We start from the raw sequence: 16,280 nt of genomic DNA on the forward strand, positions 1-16,280 counted from the left end.
GGCCGGCTGTCAGTCGTCCAGGCCGAGGTGCTCGAAGACGACGTCCCGCATCGAGAGGACGACTTCAGGGGCCAGGTCCGCGAAGACCGGTGCCGTCAGGTGCCAGCTGTGGTGGGTGAGAGCGTCCATCAGCAGGTAGAGGGCGAATTCCCGCCGCGCGGCCGGGTCGTGGGTCCGCCCTTCGCCGGCGATGTCCACGGGCCGGTTGTCGGCCGGTATCAGGAGTGAGGCGAGGCGTCGGAGCAGGGACAGCTCCGCGGAGGCCCCGACGGTGCCGCCGAACACGGGGGTGCTCCGCACATCCGTGACGTAGGCCGCGAGTTCCGTGAACACCTCGGCACGTGCCCAGCCGTCGACGCCGCCCTGGGACATCGTGTTCAGGGCGGTCTGACGGTCACCGAGGGCCGCGCGGACGAAGGCCAGGCACGCGACGCCCCAGCGGGTCGAGGAGCCGGCCTCCAGCAGGGTCTCCGCCTGCGCCAGCCACTCCTCGGCGCCACCGGGATCGGCGGCGGCGGTGAGGACGCTCATCACCAGCGCGTCCTGCGGCCTTCCTCCTTGGTGGTAGCGGCTGTCGGGGGCTCCGGCCCCGAGGGCCCGCTTGCGCCACGCGGCCCGGTGCGCGTACTCCGCGAGCCGCCGACCGCGTTCGGGGTACAGGTGCCCGACGGCCACCATGAGGCCCGCGTAGCCGACGACGGGGCCCTCAAGACCGGCGTCGCCGCGCACGAAGCGTCCCTCCACGGTGTCGACGATCGCGGTGGCGGCGGCGGGTTCGTAGGCCCAGAGGCCCATGGCGGCGGCCATGAGGGCCTCGTCATGGGCCTGGCCGGCCCGCGACCACGGGTGGTCCCGGGTGTGGGCGAGCCGCATCGCCCGCTCGGCCGCCCCCGCACACCCGAGGGCCTGCGCGACGGCGACCCGGGCATCGTCCAGGAAGGGGGTGTCGGTGAGGTTCTCGATGATCTCCGCCGCGGCGCACGCCAGCCGCAGGGCGTCCGGGTCCTCCGCTTCGGCGCAGGCCATCGCCAGGCCGGCCAGCGCCCAGGCACGCACGCTGGGGGTGCCGACGGCGTCCGCGAGCCGTTCGGCGTCGTCGGAGTGGCCGAGGTCCGCCAGCGCGGTCGCCAGCACCGCGAACTGGATGTCCTGGTCCGGGTTGCCCGCCTCGCGGCTGGACCTCCTCGCCACGGACTCGGCCTCCCGCATCAGATGCGCGGCGTGTTCCGGGCCGTCTGCGGTGTGTTCCGGGGCGTCTGAGGCGTGGTCCGGGCCGTCCAAGGCGCGTTCCGGACCGCCTGCGGTGTGTTCCGGGCCGTCTGCGGCGTGGTCCGGGCCGTCCAAGGCGCGTTCCGGACCGTCTGCGGTGTGTTCCGAGTCGTCCGCGGCGCGTTCCCGGTCGGCCGCGGCGTGGTGTCGCGCCAGTGCGGCGAGCCCTTCGGCCGCCGCCCATGGATGGCGGGCCGCGGCCGAGCGCAGCAGCGCCTCGGCCTGTCGCCCGCGCCCCGCGCCCGCCAGCGCCCTGGCCACCGCCGCGGCACCCACGGGATGCCGCTCATCCTCCGGCGATCTGCGCCAACTCGGTTCCAGAACACGCCAGGCCGCCTCCGCATCCCCCGCGCGGGCCCGGCACAGGGCGATCGCCCGCCGCTCGTCCTCCAAACCTCCGGAGAACGGGTCACTCGGTTCCGACTCTTCCGTCAACCGCTGGGCCTCGTCCAGCAAGCCGCCGGCGATCAGTGCCGCGATGCAGGCGAGCGTACGGTCGTAGTTCGGCACGTGATCGGGGCCGATGTACTCCGCTTCCTGCCGCCACGTGTCCTGTTCACTCCGCACCTCGTCCAACGCGCGCTCCGCGAGCCGTGCCGCCTCCTCGGGCCGGACGTCGCGCAGCGCCACGGCGGCGGCCGTCAGCACCGGCATCGTCGCGTCCGCCCCGGCGAGGCGCAGGATCGCGGTGTACAAGGCTTTCTCCCGCGCCGGATCGATCGTGGTGTACGCCCCGGCGATGACACCCAGCGCCTCGACCGCCTCGTCGGGCCACAGCTCACCGGCCATCGCGACCGCCTCGCGCAGCAGCCGGTCGGCCCGGTCGGCGGCCCGGGGGTGAGCGGCCACCGCCAGCGTGACCCGGGTCCTGATCGGGGAGAGGGGGTCGCTGTCGTGGGGGGAGTCGACCCGGGCGAACGCCTCGTCCATCCTGTCCGGGGTGGTCTCCCGGCTCGCGGTGATCAGAACCGCGGCGGCCGTGCGCATCGTGTCGTCGGTGCTCGGCATCAGATCCCAGCGGCCCGACTCCGCGAGGTCCACCATGCGCAGCGCCTCCGCGGCCAGCTCGACGGCCCTCGGGTCGCCGTCGGCGGCGAGCACCTGGGCCACCCCCGCCAGCGCGATGGCCCGCTCGTCCGGCCGCAAGACAGTGCGCGCGCACGCCACGGCCCGGGCGGTGTGCCCCAGTTCGGCCAGCGCGATCGGCACCTCGGGGGGCAGCGCTCCGTTGCGACGGGCCAGCAGGCCGCTGACGACCGCCAGGGGGGCCAGGTCGCTGAAGTAGATGAAGGACCGAGCCAGCAGCAGTTCGTGGACCATGTCGATCTCGGCGAGCGCGGCGGTGTCGCCACCGGTCACCTCACGCATACGGTCATGGCGGCGGACGTCGACGACCAGAGCCGTCGCCCGGTCGACGTCACCGAGGGACGCGACCATGCGGACGTAGAACCGCAGCAGGTAGGCCGGTGTGTCCGCGGGCCATCCGGCTCCGGCGTACCGCTCGGCCCAGGTGTGGACGCGCTCGCGATAGTGGTCCAGGTCCGCACCGAACGCCTCCAGCGCCGCGGCGAACAGGGTCTCGTGGGCGAACAGGAGCCCACGGCCCTGGGCGGCGGGCGGCGCCTCCGGATCCGTGCCCTGCTCCCGCAGGACGCGCCCGAACGTGCCCTCCAGCCGCCGCGTCACCGTCAGATGCCGCTGTCCGGTGAGTTCCCGCAGGTCGGAGATGGTGAGGCTGCCGTGGGCGGCGGCCAGCAGTCCGACCAGGTCGCGTCCGAGGTCGTCCCCGTGCAGCGCGGCGGCCAGGTCGTACGCCGCCTCGTGCTCGGTGTGGCGGGCGGCGGCCGTGGCGTCCAGCTCCCACCCGGCGCAGTGGCGCAGCGGATGGTCGCCGGGGACGTCCGCCGGGACACCGGGGCTCGGTCGGCTGGTGACGAGGACACGGACGTTGGGCGGCGGCTGTCGGGGGAGCAGGGAGGCGATGCTCGGGCCGCTGCCACCCGGTCGGCCGGACCGGTCCTCGTCCAGGCCGTCCACGACGAGCAGCAGGGTGCCGCCGTCGTCCGCGACCCGGCGCGCGGCCTCGTCCAGCAGGTGCCGGCGTTCGCCGTCGCGGGCGGTCGGATCGGTGTGCCGGACCGGCTCACGACCGGCGATGACGGCGAGTTGCTGGACGAGCGCGTCGGTGCAGGCGGCGCTGTCGGCCTCACCGGCCAGCCGTGCGGTGACGAAGAACCACACGGGCACCACCCCGCGCGGCGGGTGCAGCGCGAACCACGCGGCCAGCGCGGTCTTGCCCGCCCAGGGGCGGGCCCGTACCCACAGATACGGCTCCGGTCCGTCGCAGAACTCGACCAGCCGCCGCAGTTCGGTGTCACGGTTCTCCAGCGCCGGGGGCGCGAGGTCGCGCAACTGCGCCTGGTAGGCCCCGTTGGCCCGCCCGTCGCCCCCGACGACATCCGGCAGCGCGCCGAAGTCGAGCGAGCACCCCAACAACCTTTCCAAGTACCCTAGTTGCTGGCTCGTGAGGTGCTCGCCCCAGCGGTCGACCCGGGTGGCGGCGAGTCGGCCGGCGCCGTCGTGACGGTGGTGCCGTGCGACGACACCGACGATCCGGCCCCCGCTGAACACGGCCGCGCCCGACATGCCCTCCCAGGGGGAACCGTCCGGGTCCGGGTCCGGGGCGTCGGCCGGAGGCGTCACCTGGAGATCCAGGGTCCCTTCCCGGCGGTTGGACAGCACGGCGCACGTCCCGTGGACATGTTCGGCGTCGCGGTAGCGCGTCCCGTCGGGATCGGTGCGCAGCTTGAACCGCGGAAAGCCCAGGGCGGTACAGCGCAGTACGGCGTCGTACTCACCGACCCGCCCGAAGCGGGCCCCCTCCACCGCCTCCGGCCCTGCCGGAACGGCGAGTACGGCCGTGTCGGTCCCGTCGTGCCGCCACTCCACGGTGGCCTCGACGGTCCGCTCACCCGGCCGGTCGGCGTCGAACCGCACCCGCACGGCAGTGGCGTCCGCGACGACGTGCGCGGCGGTCAGTACCCGCCCCGCCGTCACCAGATAGCCCGAGCCGCGACGCCCTCCGCCGCCCGGCAGCACGGTCATGACCTCGGCGACCCGAGCGGCGCGCACCCCGGCCTCCCATGCCGTGCCCCGGCCCGGGTCCCGGCCCCGGTCAGCGTTCCCCGTCGACCTCGCCACCCGAGATCAGGGCGCTCCGCGGGGTCCCGTCCGGGCCCACGGCCACCGGCTGGAGGGTGAGCGTGATCCGCTGGGTCCGCGACCGCGTGTCCTTCCCGCCGCCCTCCGCCTCGACCACCCAGAAGCGGACCTTCCCGCTCCCCTCGGCGGCACGCTCCACCGCCACGGTCGCCTCGATCTCCACCGGCCCCAGCTCGAAACGCACCGCCTCACCGACGCCGTCGGCCATCGCGGCCCCCAGCTCGCGCCGCAACTCCCGTACCATCTCGGCCAGTTCGATCACGCGCACCCCCTCAGCACAGTGACGCGAAATGCTACACGCGGCATGCCTACGCGCTCAGCCGGCGGTAAGAAGCCGTTCCCCCTGTCCTCTGTGTCCCCTGTGTTCCCGGCACTGTCGGCAGTGTCCGGGCGACGGTGAGCGGAAGGCGCGTTCGCAGCCGTCGCAGGTCTGGAACGGCAGCACGGCCGGGCGCTCGGCGCGCGGGGGCAGGGGTGCCGGGGGCGGCGGGGCGGGCAGGAGCGTGTCCCGCAGCCGGAAGGCGAGAAGGCTCGCCGGGCGGGACCGGAAGCGGTCGGGGAGCCGTACGGTCAGCAACTCGGTGATCTCGCGCGGCCCGACACCGGCCGCCAGCCACTCGGCGACGGCCGGAGCGAGGCGGGCGGCCTCCCGCTCGGAGAGGACGAGCCGTGCGTCGACCCGGCGCAGCGAGGCCAGTACGGCGACTGCCTGCGGGTCGGCGTCGGCGAGCGAGGCCGCCGAGTCCGGCGGAACCTCCGGAACGGCGGCCGGTTCCCGGGGCCTGGGTGGCTCAGGCGGCTGAGGTGGCTCAGGCGGGCTGTCCCCGCCGCCGGGCAGGTCGTAGAAGAACGTCCGGGTCCGGATCCGCCCGGTGGGAGTCCGCTCGCGGCGGCGTTCCAGATATCCGGCGGCTTCCAGTTCCCGGAGCGCCCGGGAGATCAGGATCTCGCCCTCGCTGAAGTGCCGGCAGAGGGCGCTGATGCTCACGGGGGCGCCGTCGGGCAGCGAGAGGATGTACACCGCGACCCCGACTGTGACGGCACTGCCGCGCCGCTGGGCGAGGGCGTTGGAGACCACGGTGAAGTCGGCTGTCAGCCGGGTGCGGACATGGATCACGCCGGAGGTCGGAGCTGCGGCGCGGGCGCGCGAGGGCGCGTTAGACTGCGATTCAGCCATCGGGAAGGGGTCTTGCTTCCTGATCGGTTAGGCCCTCGATCGGGATGCCAGTCCCGGCCGGGGGCCGCACGTGTTTGCGGTTGTCGCGGCGAACGTAACCGTCCGTATCCCACCCCTGCAAGCCGGTCACCCGCACGGGTGATGCGCGCCTCGCGGCGGGGAGGGTGGGTGGGCGGGAAGTTCTTTCCCCGGTTCTTTGAGGGGTCCGGTGGCCCACCGGATCCCGGTGGACCGGGACCCGGTGAGCCTGGAGGACGGCCCGGCTCAGCGCCGGTCGAGTCGGCTCTTCAACTCGCCTATGAACGCGGTCCATGAGGCGTTCTCGAAGCACAGCGCGGGTCCGTGCGGAACCTTGCTGTCACGGACGGGGACGACGGCCGGGAACCCGTCGGCCACCTCGACGCAATTGCCGCCCTCGTGGTTGCTGTGGCTGCTCCTGCGCCAAGCGGCGCCGGTCAGATCGGGACGGGACCTTGGCTCCACGGTGGTTGACCTCCATCACGGATCGGATCAGGTCTCAGTGCCGGTCGAGTCGGCTCTTCAACTCGCCTATGAACGCGGTCCATGAGGCGTTCTCGAAGCACAACGCGGGTCCGTGCGGAACCTTGCTGTCACGGACGGGGACGACGGCCGGGAACCCGTCGGCCACCTCCACGCAATCGCCGCCCTCGTAGTTGCTGTGGCTGCTCCTGCGCCAAGCGGCGCCGGTCAGATCGGGATGGGACTTTCGCTCCACGGTAGTTGTCCTCCATCACGGATCGGATCATGTCGAGAGACATGAGCGGGGGCAGGGATACCGCCCTCAGTCGATCGTAGGCCAGTTCAAAGCCCCTGATATCGGCCGGTTCTTCCACGAGTTGGCCGTAGTGAGCACCCTCCGTGTAGGCGATCTTCGAGCCGTCCGGCATGTCGAGCAGGGACAAGGCGCCACCCATGAAGTCGTGCTCGTTCTGGTCGAACGGCACCACCTGAAGGGTGATGTGGGATTCCTTGGCGCGTTCGAGCAGCCTGGCCAACTGCTCACGCATCGCCACCCGACCGCCGATCGGACGCATGAGCACGGCCTCGTCGAGGATCACCCACAGCGCAGGGCGATCAGCAGCGGTGAGCCGTTCCTGTCGCCCCATGCGAAGAGCGATTCGCTCTTCCAGATGCTCGTGACCGGCGAGCGTTTGCCCGATGCTCAGCACTGCTCGTGCGTACGTCTCCGTCTGGAGCAGACCAGGCACCAGATGCCCCGCGTACTGGCGGATGGACACCGCCCGCCGGGACTCCGCGATGAACTTCTGTGACCAGTCGGGAAACGCCTCCCGGTACACGTACGGCCACAAGTCCACCAGCAGGTCATCGGCGTCCAAGGCCACGTCCAGAGCACGCGCCAACTCCAGGGTGGGCTTGGCCCCGGACGCGCGCTCGATCTGGGTGATGCGCGTGCCGACTACATGGACGAGGGAGCCGAGTTGGGCCTGAGTCAGCCCGGCCGCCGTGCGGAGCCTGCGCACCCGCACGCCGAACAGGGCGGCCATCGAGACGGTGGGGTCGATTTCGTTGGCCAAAGGGTCACGTCCGTTCTTTACGGGCGAAAGGGTAAGGCGGTGACACCTGTTGAGGGTAGGGCGATCCGACGAGTCTTGAGCACGGAACGTGACGATGCGGATGCGTCACGGGACGTATCGACTCGAAGGAAACGGACGGACAAGCCGTGCTGACAGATGCGACGCCCCAGGGAGACGAGCGGCCGACCGCGGAAGCCGAGAAGCCCGCGGAGGCGGAGTGCGCACCGCAGACGCTGGCGGCACGGTTCGTCGCGTCACCGCGGGGCGCGCGGCGGGCGCGACGGCTGGCGGTCACGTGGTTGGAGGAGCGGAGCTACCCGCCGTCGTCGGAGGTGTCCTGCGCGGTCGCGCTGGTCGTCGGCGAACTGGCGGCCAACGCCGTGCAGCACGGCAGGGTGCCTGGCCGTGAGTTCGCCCTGCGCCTCACCCTGGACACGGCCGGGGGCTCGGTGCGGGTGGAGGTCGCGGACGCGGCCTCGGCGAAACGACTGCCGACGGCGGCGCCGACGTCGTACCCCGAAGGCGAGTCCGGCCGGGGACTGCTCCTGGTGGACGCCCTGGCCGCCCACTGGGGCTCGACCCCTCGCCACCCCCTGGGCAAGACGGTCTGGGCGGAGCTGAGCCTCACCGCCGGGGAGGGCACGAGGTGACGAAGCGGGGGCGACGGCTTTGACCAAGCCCCTACTCGCGAAGGACCGGGATGAGTGGGGCACCGTGAGGATCCCCGGCACGTCAGGCCGGTGATTTCCGCACCGCCTCGGCCAGGGCTGTGGCTCGCGTGTCGTCGGGACCTCCGATGATGTGGTTCATGACATAGCCGAAGCTGATGCCGCGCTCCGGATCGGTGAAGCCGAGTGAGCCTCCGCGGCCCGTGTGACCGAAGGCGGCCGGGCCGGTCATGGGGATGGCCTCCGTGGGCAGCATGTATCCGGAACTGAACCGGCTCGGCACCACCATGACCTGGTCCTGCCCGCTGGCCTGCTCCTCCGTCGCCGAGGCCAGCGTCTCCGGGGTGAGCAGGCGTACCCCGTCCACCTCGCCGATCAGCGCGGCGTACATCCGAGCCAGTGCGTGCGCGGTGCCGACGCCGTTGGATGAGGGGAGTTCCGCAGCCTGGACCTCGGGGGAGCCGAAGTCGATGTCCGCCGGGTCGGTGACCGCGAAGGCTCTGTTGCTGAGTGAGTTCGGGTCCCGCCAGGCCGCGACGAGGTTGCGCAGGTTCTCGGGGATCGCATCCTTGGGCACGGCGGTGAGGTCCACGTCTGGCTTCCGATAGACCATGCGGCTGACCCGGTCGCGTTCGCCGGGCGGCAACCCGATGAAGAAGTCCAGCCCTAGCGGAGCGGCGATCTCCTCGGCGAAGAAGCGGCCCGGGGAGCGCCCCGACACTCGGCGGATCACCTCGCGACCAGCCAGCCCCAGGTCCGGCCGTGGTACCCGTGTGCCGTTCCCGGAGTCCACTGAGGGCGCTGAGCAGCCAGGGCCGCCGCCATCGGGTGCCATGCCAGGGCTTCCGCCAGCGGAACCGACTGATCGAGGGCAACCAGGCCGGCCTGGTGCGACAGCAGCCGGCGCACCGGGATCTCCGACTTGCCGTTCGTGGCGAACTCCGGCCAGTACTCGGCCACCGGGGCGTCCAGGTCCAACTCCCCCCGCTGGGCCAGCAGATGCGCCGCCGTGGCGGTCGCCTCCTTGGTCGCCGAGTAGACGAGCTGAAGTGTGTCCCGTTCCCACGGGCGCCCTGTGTCCGGATCGGCGACGCCGGCCCACAGGTCCACCACCGCTCGGCCGTCCTGGTAGACGCAGACCGCCGCGCCGATCTCCTCGCGTTCGGCGAAGTTCGCCGCGAACGCTTCCCGCACCGGTTCGAACCCCGCCGCGACCTCACCGTTGATCACCGTCATATCGCCCATCCTGGCATTCCCGGATCCTCGTTCCGAGGGGTGAGCCTGAACCGAGGCTGTGACGATCAGGCCGCCACGGGCACCGCTTGAAGACGCTCGCGGAACTCCCGGACAGCCGGGACGGCCGTATGGGGTTCGAGTTGGGAGGAGAACTCCTTCAACCGGTCCAGTGCCCTCACGGAACTGACCTTGTCCTGGTGAAGGAGGAACTGTGCGCGGTGCTCACCCCCGAGTTGTCCTCGGGCTACACCGGTCTCGTCACGAACGCCGCCTCCTGACCGGGGCGATGGATCTCGGGGTCACTTCGATCGACACGAGCACCAATTACCTCGGCTTCCACTCGCACTCGGTCCTGGCGCGGATGGCCGACGACCTTCTGCCCAGGCTCACGGTGTCCACGAAGGTGGGCTACTTCCCTGGACGGGAACGGACGGAGCATTGTCTGGACCCCGTTCGGCTGTACAAGGCCGTGGAACACGTTGCCCTGGATCTTGGACGGGAGCCTGACCTGGTATTTATGCACAACCTGGAACACTCCCTCGGTGACGCCGTTGACCACGGTCGGGACACGCTGGCACAGGCGTGCGCCGCGCTGGACGACGCCACATCGAAGGGACTGTGCGGCGCCTGGGGAGTTGCTTCCTGGAACCTCGACCGCGGTCGGGCGTGGGGCATGAGCCCCTTCGGCGGTAGCACGGGGGACCCGCTATGGGATCGAATCGACCCTGGGGTCTGCCTTCGGGGCGGTGAGGGATTCTCCCGTGTCCAGGCGGCCTTTCGGGCCTCGTACTGCCTTTCCGATGTCGGGACCCTGGCCGTGGGCACAGACGATCCGGCCCATCTGGGTGAACTGCTCGACGCCCTGGCCGCCGAGCCCGATGAGCGGACGATCCACGAGTACCGCACCCTCCTGCGCCCGACCCCGGGCGCTCCGTTGTCCGGATCAGCGGAGAACCGTGGGCGCCGCCGCCGGGGGATTGTGGGCGACCTGCCAGTTGCGGATCTTCTCGTCAAGCTGGGCCGCCGCGCGGACGCCCCGGCTCTCGAAGGCGGCGAGCTGGTGGCGGATGCCGGCAACCCGCTTGAAGGCCCGGTCGGAGTAGACGCCGTCGAAGTGCCCCATCGCGCGGTCCCAGGTACCGCACGCCTGTTCCAGGTGGCCCTGTGCGGCCTGCTGGGTCCCCTGATCGGCGAGGGACAGGCCGACGACTCGGTTCAGGCCGGGGGCGCAGGCGCCGTAGACCTGGGCGGCCCTGCCGTAGTGCTGCTCGGCGTTGCGGTGGTCTCGGAGAACCTGGAGGGTCTTCCCGGCGTGGCTGCCGACTTGGGCTGTGGCGGTGCTGTTGAGGACCATCCAGTAAGGAGGCGGCTGGTCTTCCGCGCGCGCCGCGAGGTCCTGGGCCCGGCGGATCTCGGCGGCGGCCTCGGCGCCGCGCCCGGCGTGGCCGAGTGCGCGGGCGCGGCAGATGACGAATGTCGAGAGAATGCCGGGTTCGGCCTTGCCGGTGGCCAGGGAGAGAGCGGTATCGGCCAGGTCAAGGGTGTGCTCGGGCCGCTTGATGTCCATGCCCTTGTGCGCCATGAGGCGGAGAATCCAGGCGGCGTGCAGTGGGTTGTCCACCTCGCGGGCGATGGCGAGCGACTGGAGATGGTAGCGCTGGGCGAGCCCGTGCTCATCGGCGTCGTACGCCTTCCACCCTGCGAGGAACGCCAGGGCTGCGGCGGCAGTCAGGGCCTCGCCGCGCACCTCCTCGGAGGCGAAACGGCCGCGGGTGATTTCGGCAACGTCGGATCGTAGGTACTGGACGACGGCGGTTCGGCCGTGCTGGCCGCCTTGGCGCTCGTCGATCGCGGCAAAGGCCGTGATCATCTGCTGGACGGTCCTGATGTCGGCTTGGCCGACGTGGCGTCCTGAGGAGCCTGCGGTGCGCCGCTGGAACTCGGCGGCTTGCGCGGTGCCGAGTGGTAGGGCGGCGGCGGCAACGCTGTAGGCGGCAGTCGTGAGAATCTGGCGGCGATTGATGTCGGCCTCCCCGAGTCGCCGTAGGATGTCAACTGGATCGGGCCCGACGCCCAACCCAAGCCGGGCGTCGGGCCCGTTTTCCTGTTTGGGAAGCTCCCAGCCGAAGTTGGCTGCTGTGAGGTCCCGTCCGAGGCGTCGGGAGAGGGCTTCGGCGACGTAGCCGGCAGTCGCGGGTGCGGGCGGTCGGCCATTGATCCAGTGCGCGACGGCGGACGGGTTGGTCCGCAGGATTTCCCCATTCTCAGCCGCGACGAGCCTTACGTCGGCGGCGAACTGAGCGTAAGTCAGCCGGGTCTCTTCGAGAGCCTGACGGAACCCCTCATTGCGCGGGCGTGTGCGAGTCACTGTGCGTGCACCCTCCTAAGCAGGGCGTTAAAACCGGTAAACGCATCGTCGCTGGACCGATGCTGTCTTTCCACCGTAGCGCCGTGTTGGGTGACGTAACGCACACTGAACATGCCGCTTGGGGGCATCGGGATGATGAACGACGGGTCGGAGGCGTATCCGCCTCCTGGCAGGGTCGCAACGAGTGCTGAGCGTCGGGCCGCCGGCGGGGAATGGCTGCTCGCCGCAGCCCCCGCCATACCGCAGGCGAAGACCGAGTGGCAGGACTCCGGCGCCGCGTGGCTGCGGCCGGGACGGCTGTTTGCCGCGGTCGCCGTGAACACTGGCCTCGTTCACACGGTCCTCGGCGTCCCGGGCCCGGAAAAAGCCGTGAAGTACCTCGGCGAGACCCTCGACGGACCGGTCTTCTACCGGGAGCAGGTGGTCCGGTACGAGTCGGGGTACACCGCGCTGCTGCCGTCGAGCGTCGCGCAGAACTGGCGGGTGCCGTCCACAGTGGTACACCCGTCACGGGCCCTGCTGCTCGTGCCCGCGCCGGACCGATGCGAGCCGGTCGACGGCGAGCCGTGGTGGGCGGTGCCGCTGGACGGCCCCGGCCAGCTGTGTACCCCGAGGCTTCTCGCCTTACTGGTTGCAGCCGGGTGGTCCCGGTTGACCTCGATGGGGGGCGAGCCAGATGCCTGACCGTCAGAATCCCCTGAAACTGGGCCGGACAAGGTTGCCCGGCATCCCCTGTCCCCGTGACACCAGCGCTGTTCCCCAGCCCGGGGAGGTCAGCCCGGACATCCAGGCGGCTTCGATCGGCAGGCCGGCGTACAGCCGAAACCTGCCGAGAATCCCGGAGTCCGCGAGCAAGGCTCGTTCCATGGTCACCACAGCGGTCCTCACTTGGGGACTGAAAGAACTCGTGGATCCGGCCCGCCTGGTCGTCACCGAACTGGTGGCGAACGCGGCGAATCACGCCCGGATGGACACGATCCTCGTGACGGCGACGCTGCGGGCACCGGACGCGGTGCGGATCTCGGTGGTCGACCGCTCACGGACAATGCCGCAGCGGCGGAACGCGGCCGACGACGATGAGCAGGGCCGCGGCCTCGAACTCATCGACGCGCTGAGCGGCGGCCTATGGGGTGTCGACGCATTGTTGTGGGGCAAGCGGGTGTGGGCCGATTTGGAAGCCCCCCGGGGGCATCGTGAGTGACGGCACCCGCCAGGGCTTGTATGTCATCACGGTGCTTGCCCTTCTTACCGCCATCAGCCCCGGAGTCATCCGGTGACTACCGTGAGCCGAAGGCCCTGGATCATCAGCTACTGCTGGCGCTGCGAGACGGAGGGCGTGCCGGTCATGTGGCTTGGCCCCGTCCAGACCGCACGGAACGGGAGCGGCCCATTCCATGCCTGCGAGCTATGCATCCAGCGCCTGGAGGCGCTGGTTCTCCTCCACCACCATCAAGCCGACCGTACGGCTTCTTGACCAAGCTCCCGCCCCGGCCGGGCTGCTGTCGCGCAGTACGCCCGGGGCGGGCCACCATCCCGACTACCTGTGAGGCTCTGATGCCCGCACGCCCGATCCATACGGGAGAGAAAGCCGCGTCCTGCTACTTCCGGACGACGGTGGACAGCACCCAGCGCAAGGCGCTCATCCAGATTTGCGAGCCGTGCAATGAGACCTGCAAGCACTGCTTCGTCTCGGCGACGAGGCGCGGGGGGTACATGAGGCTGGACGCTGTCCGCGAGCGGCTGATCCCTCAGCTCGCCGCGGCCCGGGTCGGTCGCGTGACGCTCACGGGCGGGGAACCCTTCATGCACGCGGACCTCATCCAGATCGTCTCGGAGTTCCGGGCGGCCGGAATGGACGTCGGCGTGTGCACCAACGCCACGATGGCCACGCCCCACCAGATCCAGCGGCTGGCCGAGCTGGGGGCCCACATGAACGTGTCGTTGGACGGGTTCTCGGCGGACTCCCATGGGGTGTTCCGGGGGCGTCGCGAGGGGTTCCAGGAGACCATCGACAACGTTGCGGAGTTCGCCAAGGCGGGCATCCTGCAAGGGCTCCTGTGCACTCCGAACAACCTCGCCGAGGACGAGGAGTACGCGCAGCTCTGCCAGTTCGCCAAGGAGCAGGGGGCGAAGTACGTGCTGATGAACCCGCTCGGGCAGATGGGACGAGGGGCGTCCCGGGCGTCACAGAAGCTCCGCCGTTCGGACGACCACATGCGGCACATCCGAGACTTGGCGATTCCGTTCGCCGACGACGACCTGGACGTCACCCTCATCCGCTTCCCGAACGAGGACAAGCCGCTCGCGGGCTGCGAGGCCGGCGTCATCTTCTACGTCTTCACCGACGGCGGCGTGGCGGTCTGCCCCTACTTGGTCTTCGCGGCCCGGACGCGGGTCTCACAGCACCCGGACACGGATTTCCTGGTCGGGAACGTCTGGCTGCACGACGACTTAGCGGACCGGCTGGACGCGTACGGCCGGTTCTCGGACCGGTGGGACCTCGGCGCGAACCCGACGTGCGGCGCCTGCTCGATGTCCGCTGACTGCGGGAAGGGCTGCCCGGCCGCCGTGGTGGAGTCCGGTCAGCGGATCGGCGCGGTTGATACCGAGCAGTGCCCGGTCGTACCCCGCCAGTCCCGGATGCTCCCACTGGTGGGCACCTCATGACCAGGGGACTGTTCGTCACGATCGACGGCCCGGGAGGCGTAGGGAAGTCGACGGTCACCGCCGCCGTCGCCGAGTTGCTCCGCGACGCCGGCGTCCCGGTCTACCGGACCAGGGAGCCGAGCGACACACCGTTGGGTCAGATGGCTCGGCAGGGAACCGAGTTCTACCGGGGTATGTCGATGGCCTGCCTGATTGCCGCAGACCGGTACTCACACCTGGACGAGGAGATCCGACCAGCTCTTGCTCGGGGGGAGACGGTGGTCTGTGACCGGTACCTCGCCTCCTCCCTCGTCCTCCAGGTCCTCGACGGGGTCGACCGCGACGTGGTGTGGGAGCTGAACCGCTATACCGACATGCCGGACCTTGCGGTCATCGTCAACGCGCGCCCGGAGGTGGTCGAGGAGCGGCTGACCAGCCGGGGAGCGCACAGCCGGTACGAGCGCGAACCGGGCAGCAGCCAGCGGGAATGCGCTGCCTTCCACGAGGCCGCTAAGTTCCTCATGTCCGTCGGCGTCCGGGTGCTTCAGCTCGACGCGAGCGCTGACGGGCCGGACGAGATCGCCCGCGCGATCGTGACGGCGATCAGCGACTCGTGGATGAGGGGCAGTTCATGACCAGCCAGGGCACGGTCGACGTGCTGACGTTTAACCTCAACAACCCGGGTCTGGAGCGGGCCGAGCGGCAGCTCGCCTACCTCGCGGCGCGGCCGGAGCCGGTACTCGTCCTCACCGAGACGGCGGACAGCGCCGGATGCGCGCTGCTGGAGGGCCGGTTCGGGGAGGCCGGGTACTCAGTGACGTTCCCGAAGCCGGAACGCGGTGAGCGCGGCGTGATGATCGTGAGCCGTCTGGCGACGCGGCCGGGACCGGCCGCGGTCGGCTACCTGCCGCACCGGGCGGTCTCCGTCACGGTGGACACCGCGAAGGGTCCGCTCGACGTGATCGGCCTCTACGTGCCGTCGCGCGATGCGACGGAGGTGAAGAAGGAGCGGAAGCGGCGGTTCCTGGAGGAGTGCCGGTACGCACTGCCGTCCGGCCTCGCGTCGTCGCGGATCGTCCTGGGCGACTTCAACGTGCTAGAGCCCGGCCACAAGCCCAAGTACAAGTTCTTCCAGCGGTTCGAGTACGACTTCTACGACTGGTTCGCGAAGGCCGGCTACGTGGACGCTTTCCGCTCCCTACACCCTGAAGCGCTCGAATACTCGTGGGTAGGGAGGACCGGCGATGGATACCGCTACGACCACGCGCACGTCTCCGCCTCGCTGGCCGCGCTGATGCGCGGCTGCTTGTACGTGCACGGCCCCAGGACGATGTCCGACCGGCTGACCGACCACTCGGCCCTGGCGGTACAGCTTGCCGTCGCTCCGACCGGGCTGCTGCCGGTCACTGACCCGACCGGCGCCGATGACTCTGCACCGGCGCTGTTCTGACCACCCGTACGACAAGTAGGAGAAGCGATGGACACGACCACCTGGGATCAGATCTGCCGTATCCGGGAGTGGCTGGACGACGAGACGCCTCAGACCGGTGATGAGGACCGGAGGTTGCTGCGGATTCTGAAGATCAGCGAGGAGGTCGGCGAGGTGGCCGAGGCACTCCACGGGGCGCTGGCCGCGAACCCGCGCAAGGGCGCCTCGCACACCTGGGACGACGTCCGGAAGGAGCTGTGCGACGTCGCGGTGACCACGCTCGTCGCGCTGGCGACCCTGACCGAGAAGCCGGATGCGGAGTTCGAGGGTCGGCTGAAGCAGCTCGTCGACCGCATCTCGCCGGCCTCCGGCCCGGACCGGGAAGCGGTCGAGACCGGGGTGTAGCCGCCTCCGTCCGCCCCAGGGGCGCCGCTACGGCACAGGGCGCCACCTGGGGATACGTCTGACGTACTTCTCCCGAATCTGGGTGTGAACTGGGTGTGATCTTGAAGAAGTGAGAGGTATCCGAGAGGTGTCTCACGGGTTAGCCCCCTGGTGATCCAGCGGGCAACAAGCCTCACAGGACACGGCCCAAGCCGAGGGCGCTCGGAGCTAAGAAGCAGGTCAGGCCCCTGATTCCTAAATGGAATCAGGGGCCTGACTACTGTCTTCGAAGTCGGGGTGGCGGGATTTGAACCCACGACCTCTT

General features: G+C 70.5%; 16 protein-coding genes and 2 pseudogenes. 10 read left to right on the plus strand and 8 right to left on the minus strand.

All coding sequences use genetic code 11. The annotated features are described in order from the left end of the window. Window positions 1-9: 9 nt before the first annotated feature. From ACIQNG_RS25295 to ACIQNG_RS25320, 6 genes are all read right to left on the minus strand, one after another. Complete coding sequence (locus tag ACIQNG_RS25295) at window positions 10-4,401, minus strand: trypsin-like peptidase domain-containing protein (protein ID WP_401487990.1); 4,392 nt, start codon at window positions 4,399-4,401, stop codon at window positions 10-12. Window positions 4,402-4,444: 43 nt separating this feature from the next. After that, the gene (locus tag ACIQNG_RS25300) at window positions 4,445-4,753 is read right to left on the minus strand and encodes a trypco2 family protein (RefSeq protein WP_401487991.1); all 309 of its coding nucleotides are present in this window, start codon (window positions 4,751-4,753) and stop codon (window positions 4,445-4,447) included. A 54-nt stretch (window positions 4,754-4,807) separates the two neighbouring features. Continuing rightward, complete coding sequence (locus tag ACIQNG_RS25305; RefSeq protein WP_401487993.1) at window positions 4,808-5,668, minus strand: hypothetical protein; 861 nt, start codon at window positions 5,666-5,668, stop codon at window positions 4,808-4,810. 264 nt (window positions 5,669-5,932) lie between these two features. Continuing rightward, complete coding sequence (locus ACIQNG_RS25310) at window positions 5,933-6,151, minus strand: DUF397 domain-containing protein (RefSeq protein ID WP_401487995.1); 219 nt, start codon at window positions 6,149-6,151, stop codon at window positions 5,933-5,935. A gap of 34 nt (window positions 6,152-6,185) precedes the next feature. Continuing rightward, entirely contained in the window at window positions 6,186-6,323 is a 138-nt protein-coding gene (locus tag ACIQNG_RS25315) for a DUF397 domain-containing protein (RefSeq protein ID WP_401487997.1), read from the minus strand. Next, complete coding sequence (locus tag ACIQNG_RS25320) at window positions 6,280-7,194, minus strand: Scr1 family TA system antitoxin-like transcriptional regulator (RefSeq protein ID WP_401488227.1); 915 nt, start codon at window positions 7,192-7,194, stop codon at window positions 6,280-6,282. The genes ACIQNG_RS25315 and ACIQNG_RS25320 overlap by 44 nt, the downstream gene beginning before the upstream one ends. Before the next feature lie 263 nt (window positions 7,195-7,457). Here ACIQNG_RS25320 and ACIQNG_RS25325 point away from each other — a divergent pair, with 263 nt between their 5' ends. Further along, on the plus strand, window positions 7,458-7,874 hold the full coding sequence (locus ACIQNG_RS25325) for an ATP-binding protein (RefSeq protein WP_401488228.1): 417 nt from the start codon (window positions 7,458-7,460) through the stop codon (window positions 7,872-7,874). Window positions 7,875-7,956: 82 nt separating this feature from the next. Here ACIQNG_RS25325 and ACIQNG_RS25330 read toward each other — a convergent pair. After that, window positions 7,957-9,128, minus strand: a pseudogene (locus ACIQNG_RS25330) (serine hydrolase domain-containing protein). A gap of 86 nt (window positions 9,129-9,214) precedes the next feature. Between ACIQNG_RS25330 and ACIQNG_RS25335 the strand changes: the two are divergent. Next, complete coding sequence (locus ACIQNG_RS25335; RefSeq protein ID WP_401488239.1) at window positions 9,215-9,406, plus strand: hypothetical protein; 192 nt, start codon at window positions 9,215-9,217, stop codon at window positions 9,404-9,406. Further along, window positions 9,403-10,044, plus strand: a pseudogene (locus tag ACIQNG_RS25340) (aldo/keto reductase); the annotation flags it as partial. The gene ACIQNG_RS25335 and the pseudogene ACIQNG_RS25340, both read left to right, overlap by 4 nt. Before the next feature lie 27 nt (window positions 10,045-10,071). Here ACIQNG_RS25340 and ACIQNG_RS25345 read toward each other — a convergent pair. Then, window positions 10,072-11,496 (minus strand): hypothetical protein, encoded by a 1,425-nt coding sequence (locus ACIQNG_RS25345; protein ID WP_401488241.1) that lies wholly within the window; start codon window positions 11,494-11,496, stop codon window positions 10,072-10,074. A 132-nt stretch (window positions 11,497-11,628) separates the two neighbouring features. Here ACIQNG_RS25345 and ACIQNG_RS25350 point away from each other — a divergent pair, with 132 nt between their 5' ends. The 7 genes from ACIQNG_RS25350 (at window position 11,629) to ACIQNG_RS25380 (ending at window position 15,976) form a co-directional block, all read left to right on the plus strand. Beyond that, window positions 11,629-12,180, plus strand: coding sequence for a hypothetical protein (locus ACIQNG_RS25350; protein ID WP_401487999.1), 552 nt, complete (start codon window positions 11,629-11,631; stop codon window positions 12,178-12,180). Further along, on the plus strand, window positions 12,173-12,697 hold the full coding sequence (locus tag ACIQNG_RS25355) for an ATP-binding protein (protein WP_401488000.1): 525 nt from the start codon (window positions 12,173-12,175) through the stop codon (window positions 12,695-12,697). Before ACIQNG_RS25350 ends, ACIQNG_RS25355 begins: the two co-directional genes overlap by 8 nt. Window positions 12,698-12,890: 193 nt before the next feature. Further along, window positions 12,891-13,043 carry a hypothetical protein gene (locus ACIQNG_RS25360; protein ID WP_401488002.1) on the plus strand — a complete coding sequence of 51 codons (153 nt, stop codon included), beginning with the start codon at window positions 12,891-12,893 and terminating at the stop codon, window positions 13,041-13,043. Between the two features lie 166 nt (window positions 13,044-13,209). Next, window positions 13,210-14,163 (plus strand): radical SAM protein, encoded by a 954-nt coding sequence (locus ACIQNG_RS25365; RefSeq protein WP_401488004.1) that lies wholly within the window; start codon window positions 13,210-13,212, stop codon window positions 14,161-14,163. Further along, window positions 14,160-14,777, plus strand: coding sequence for a dTMP kinase (gene tmk, locus ACIQNG_RS25370; protein ID WP_401488007.1), 618 nt, complete (start codon window positions 14,160-14,162; stop codon window positions 14,775-14,777). The genes ACIQNG_RS25365 and tmk overlap by 4 nt, the downstream gene beginning before the upstream one ends. Further along, window positions 14,774-15,592, plus strand: coding sequence for an endonuclease/exonuclease/phosphatase (locus tag ACIQNG_RS25375; protein ID WP_401488009.1), 819 nt, complete (start codon window positions 14,774-14,776; stop codon window positions 15,590-15,592). The genes tmk and ACIQNG_RS25375 overlap by 4 nt, the downstream gene beginning before the upstream one ends. 27 nt (window positions 15,593-15,619) lie before the next feature. After that, entirely contained in the window at window positions 15,620-15,976 is a 357-nt protein-coding gene (locus ACIQNG_RS25380; protein ID WP_401488010.1) for a MazG-like family protein, read from the plus strand. Window positions 15,977-16,280: the final 304 nt, after the last annotated feature.

The sequence above is a fragment of the Streptomyces sp. NPDC091377 genome (assembly GCF_044757045.1).
Taxonomy (GTDB): Bacteria; Actinomycetota; Actinomycetes; order Streptomycetales; family Streptomycetaceae; genus Streptomyces.

What these genes read in the sequence shown, in the direction of transcription:
- ACIQNG_RS25305 (WP_401487993.1), bottom strand. Translation starts at nt 5,668, where the DNA reads ATGGCTGAATCGCAGTCTAACGCGCCCTCGCGCGCCCGCGCCGCAGCT.
- ACIQNG_RS25360 (WP_401488002.1), top strand. Translation starts at nt 12,891, where the DNA reads ATGCCTGCGAGCTATGCATCCAGCGCCTGGAGGCGCTGGTTCTCCTCC.
- tmk (WP_401488007.1), top strand. Translation starts at nt 14,160, where the DNA reads ATGACCAGGGGACTGTTCGTCACGATCGACGGCCCGGGAGGCGTAGGG.
- ACIQNG_RS25355 (WP_401488000.1), top strand. Translation starts at nt 12,173, where the DNA reads ATGCCTGACCGTCAGAATCCCCTGAAACTGGGCCGGACAAGGTTGCCC.
- ACIQNG_RS25375 (WP_401488009.1), top strand. Translation starts at nt 14,774, where the DNA reads ATGACCAGCCAGGGCACGGTCGACGTGCTGACGTTTAACCTCAACAAC.
- ACIQNG_RS25350 (WP_401487999.1), top strand. Translation starts at nt 11,629, where the DNA reads ATGATGAACGACGGGTCGGAGGCGTATCCGCCTCCTGGCAGGGTCGCA.
- ACIQNG_RS25380 (WP_401488010.1), top strand. Translation starts at nt 15,620, where the DNA reads ATGGACACGACCACCTGGGATCAGATCTGCCGTATCCGGGAGTGGCTG.
- ACIQNG_RS25365 (WP_401488004.1), top strand. Translation starts at nt 13,210, where the DNA reads ATGAGGCTGGACGCTGTCCGCGAGCGGCTGATCCCTCAGCTCGCCGCG.
- ACIQNG_RS25320 (WP_401488227.1), bottom strand. Translation starts at nt 7,194, where the DNA reads ATGGCCGCCCTGTTCGGCGTGCGGGTGCGCAGGCTCCGCACGGCGGCC.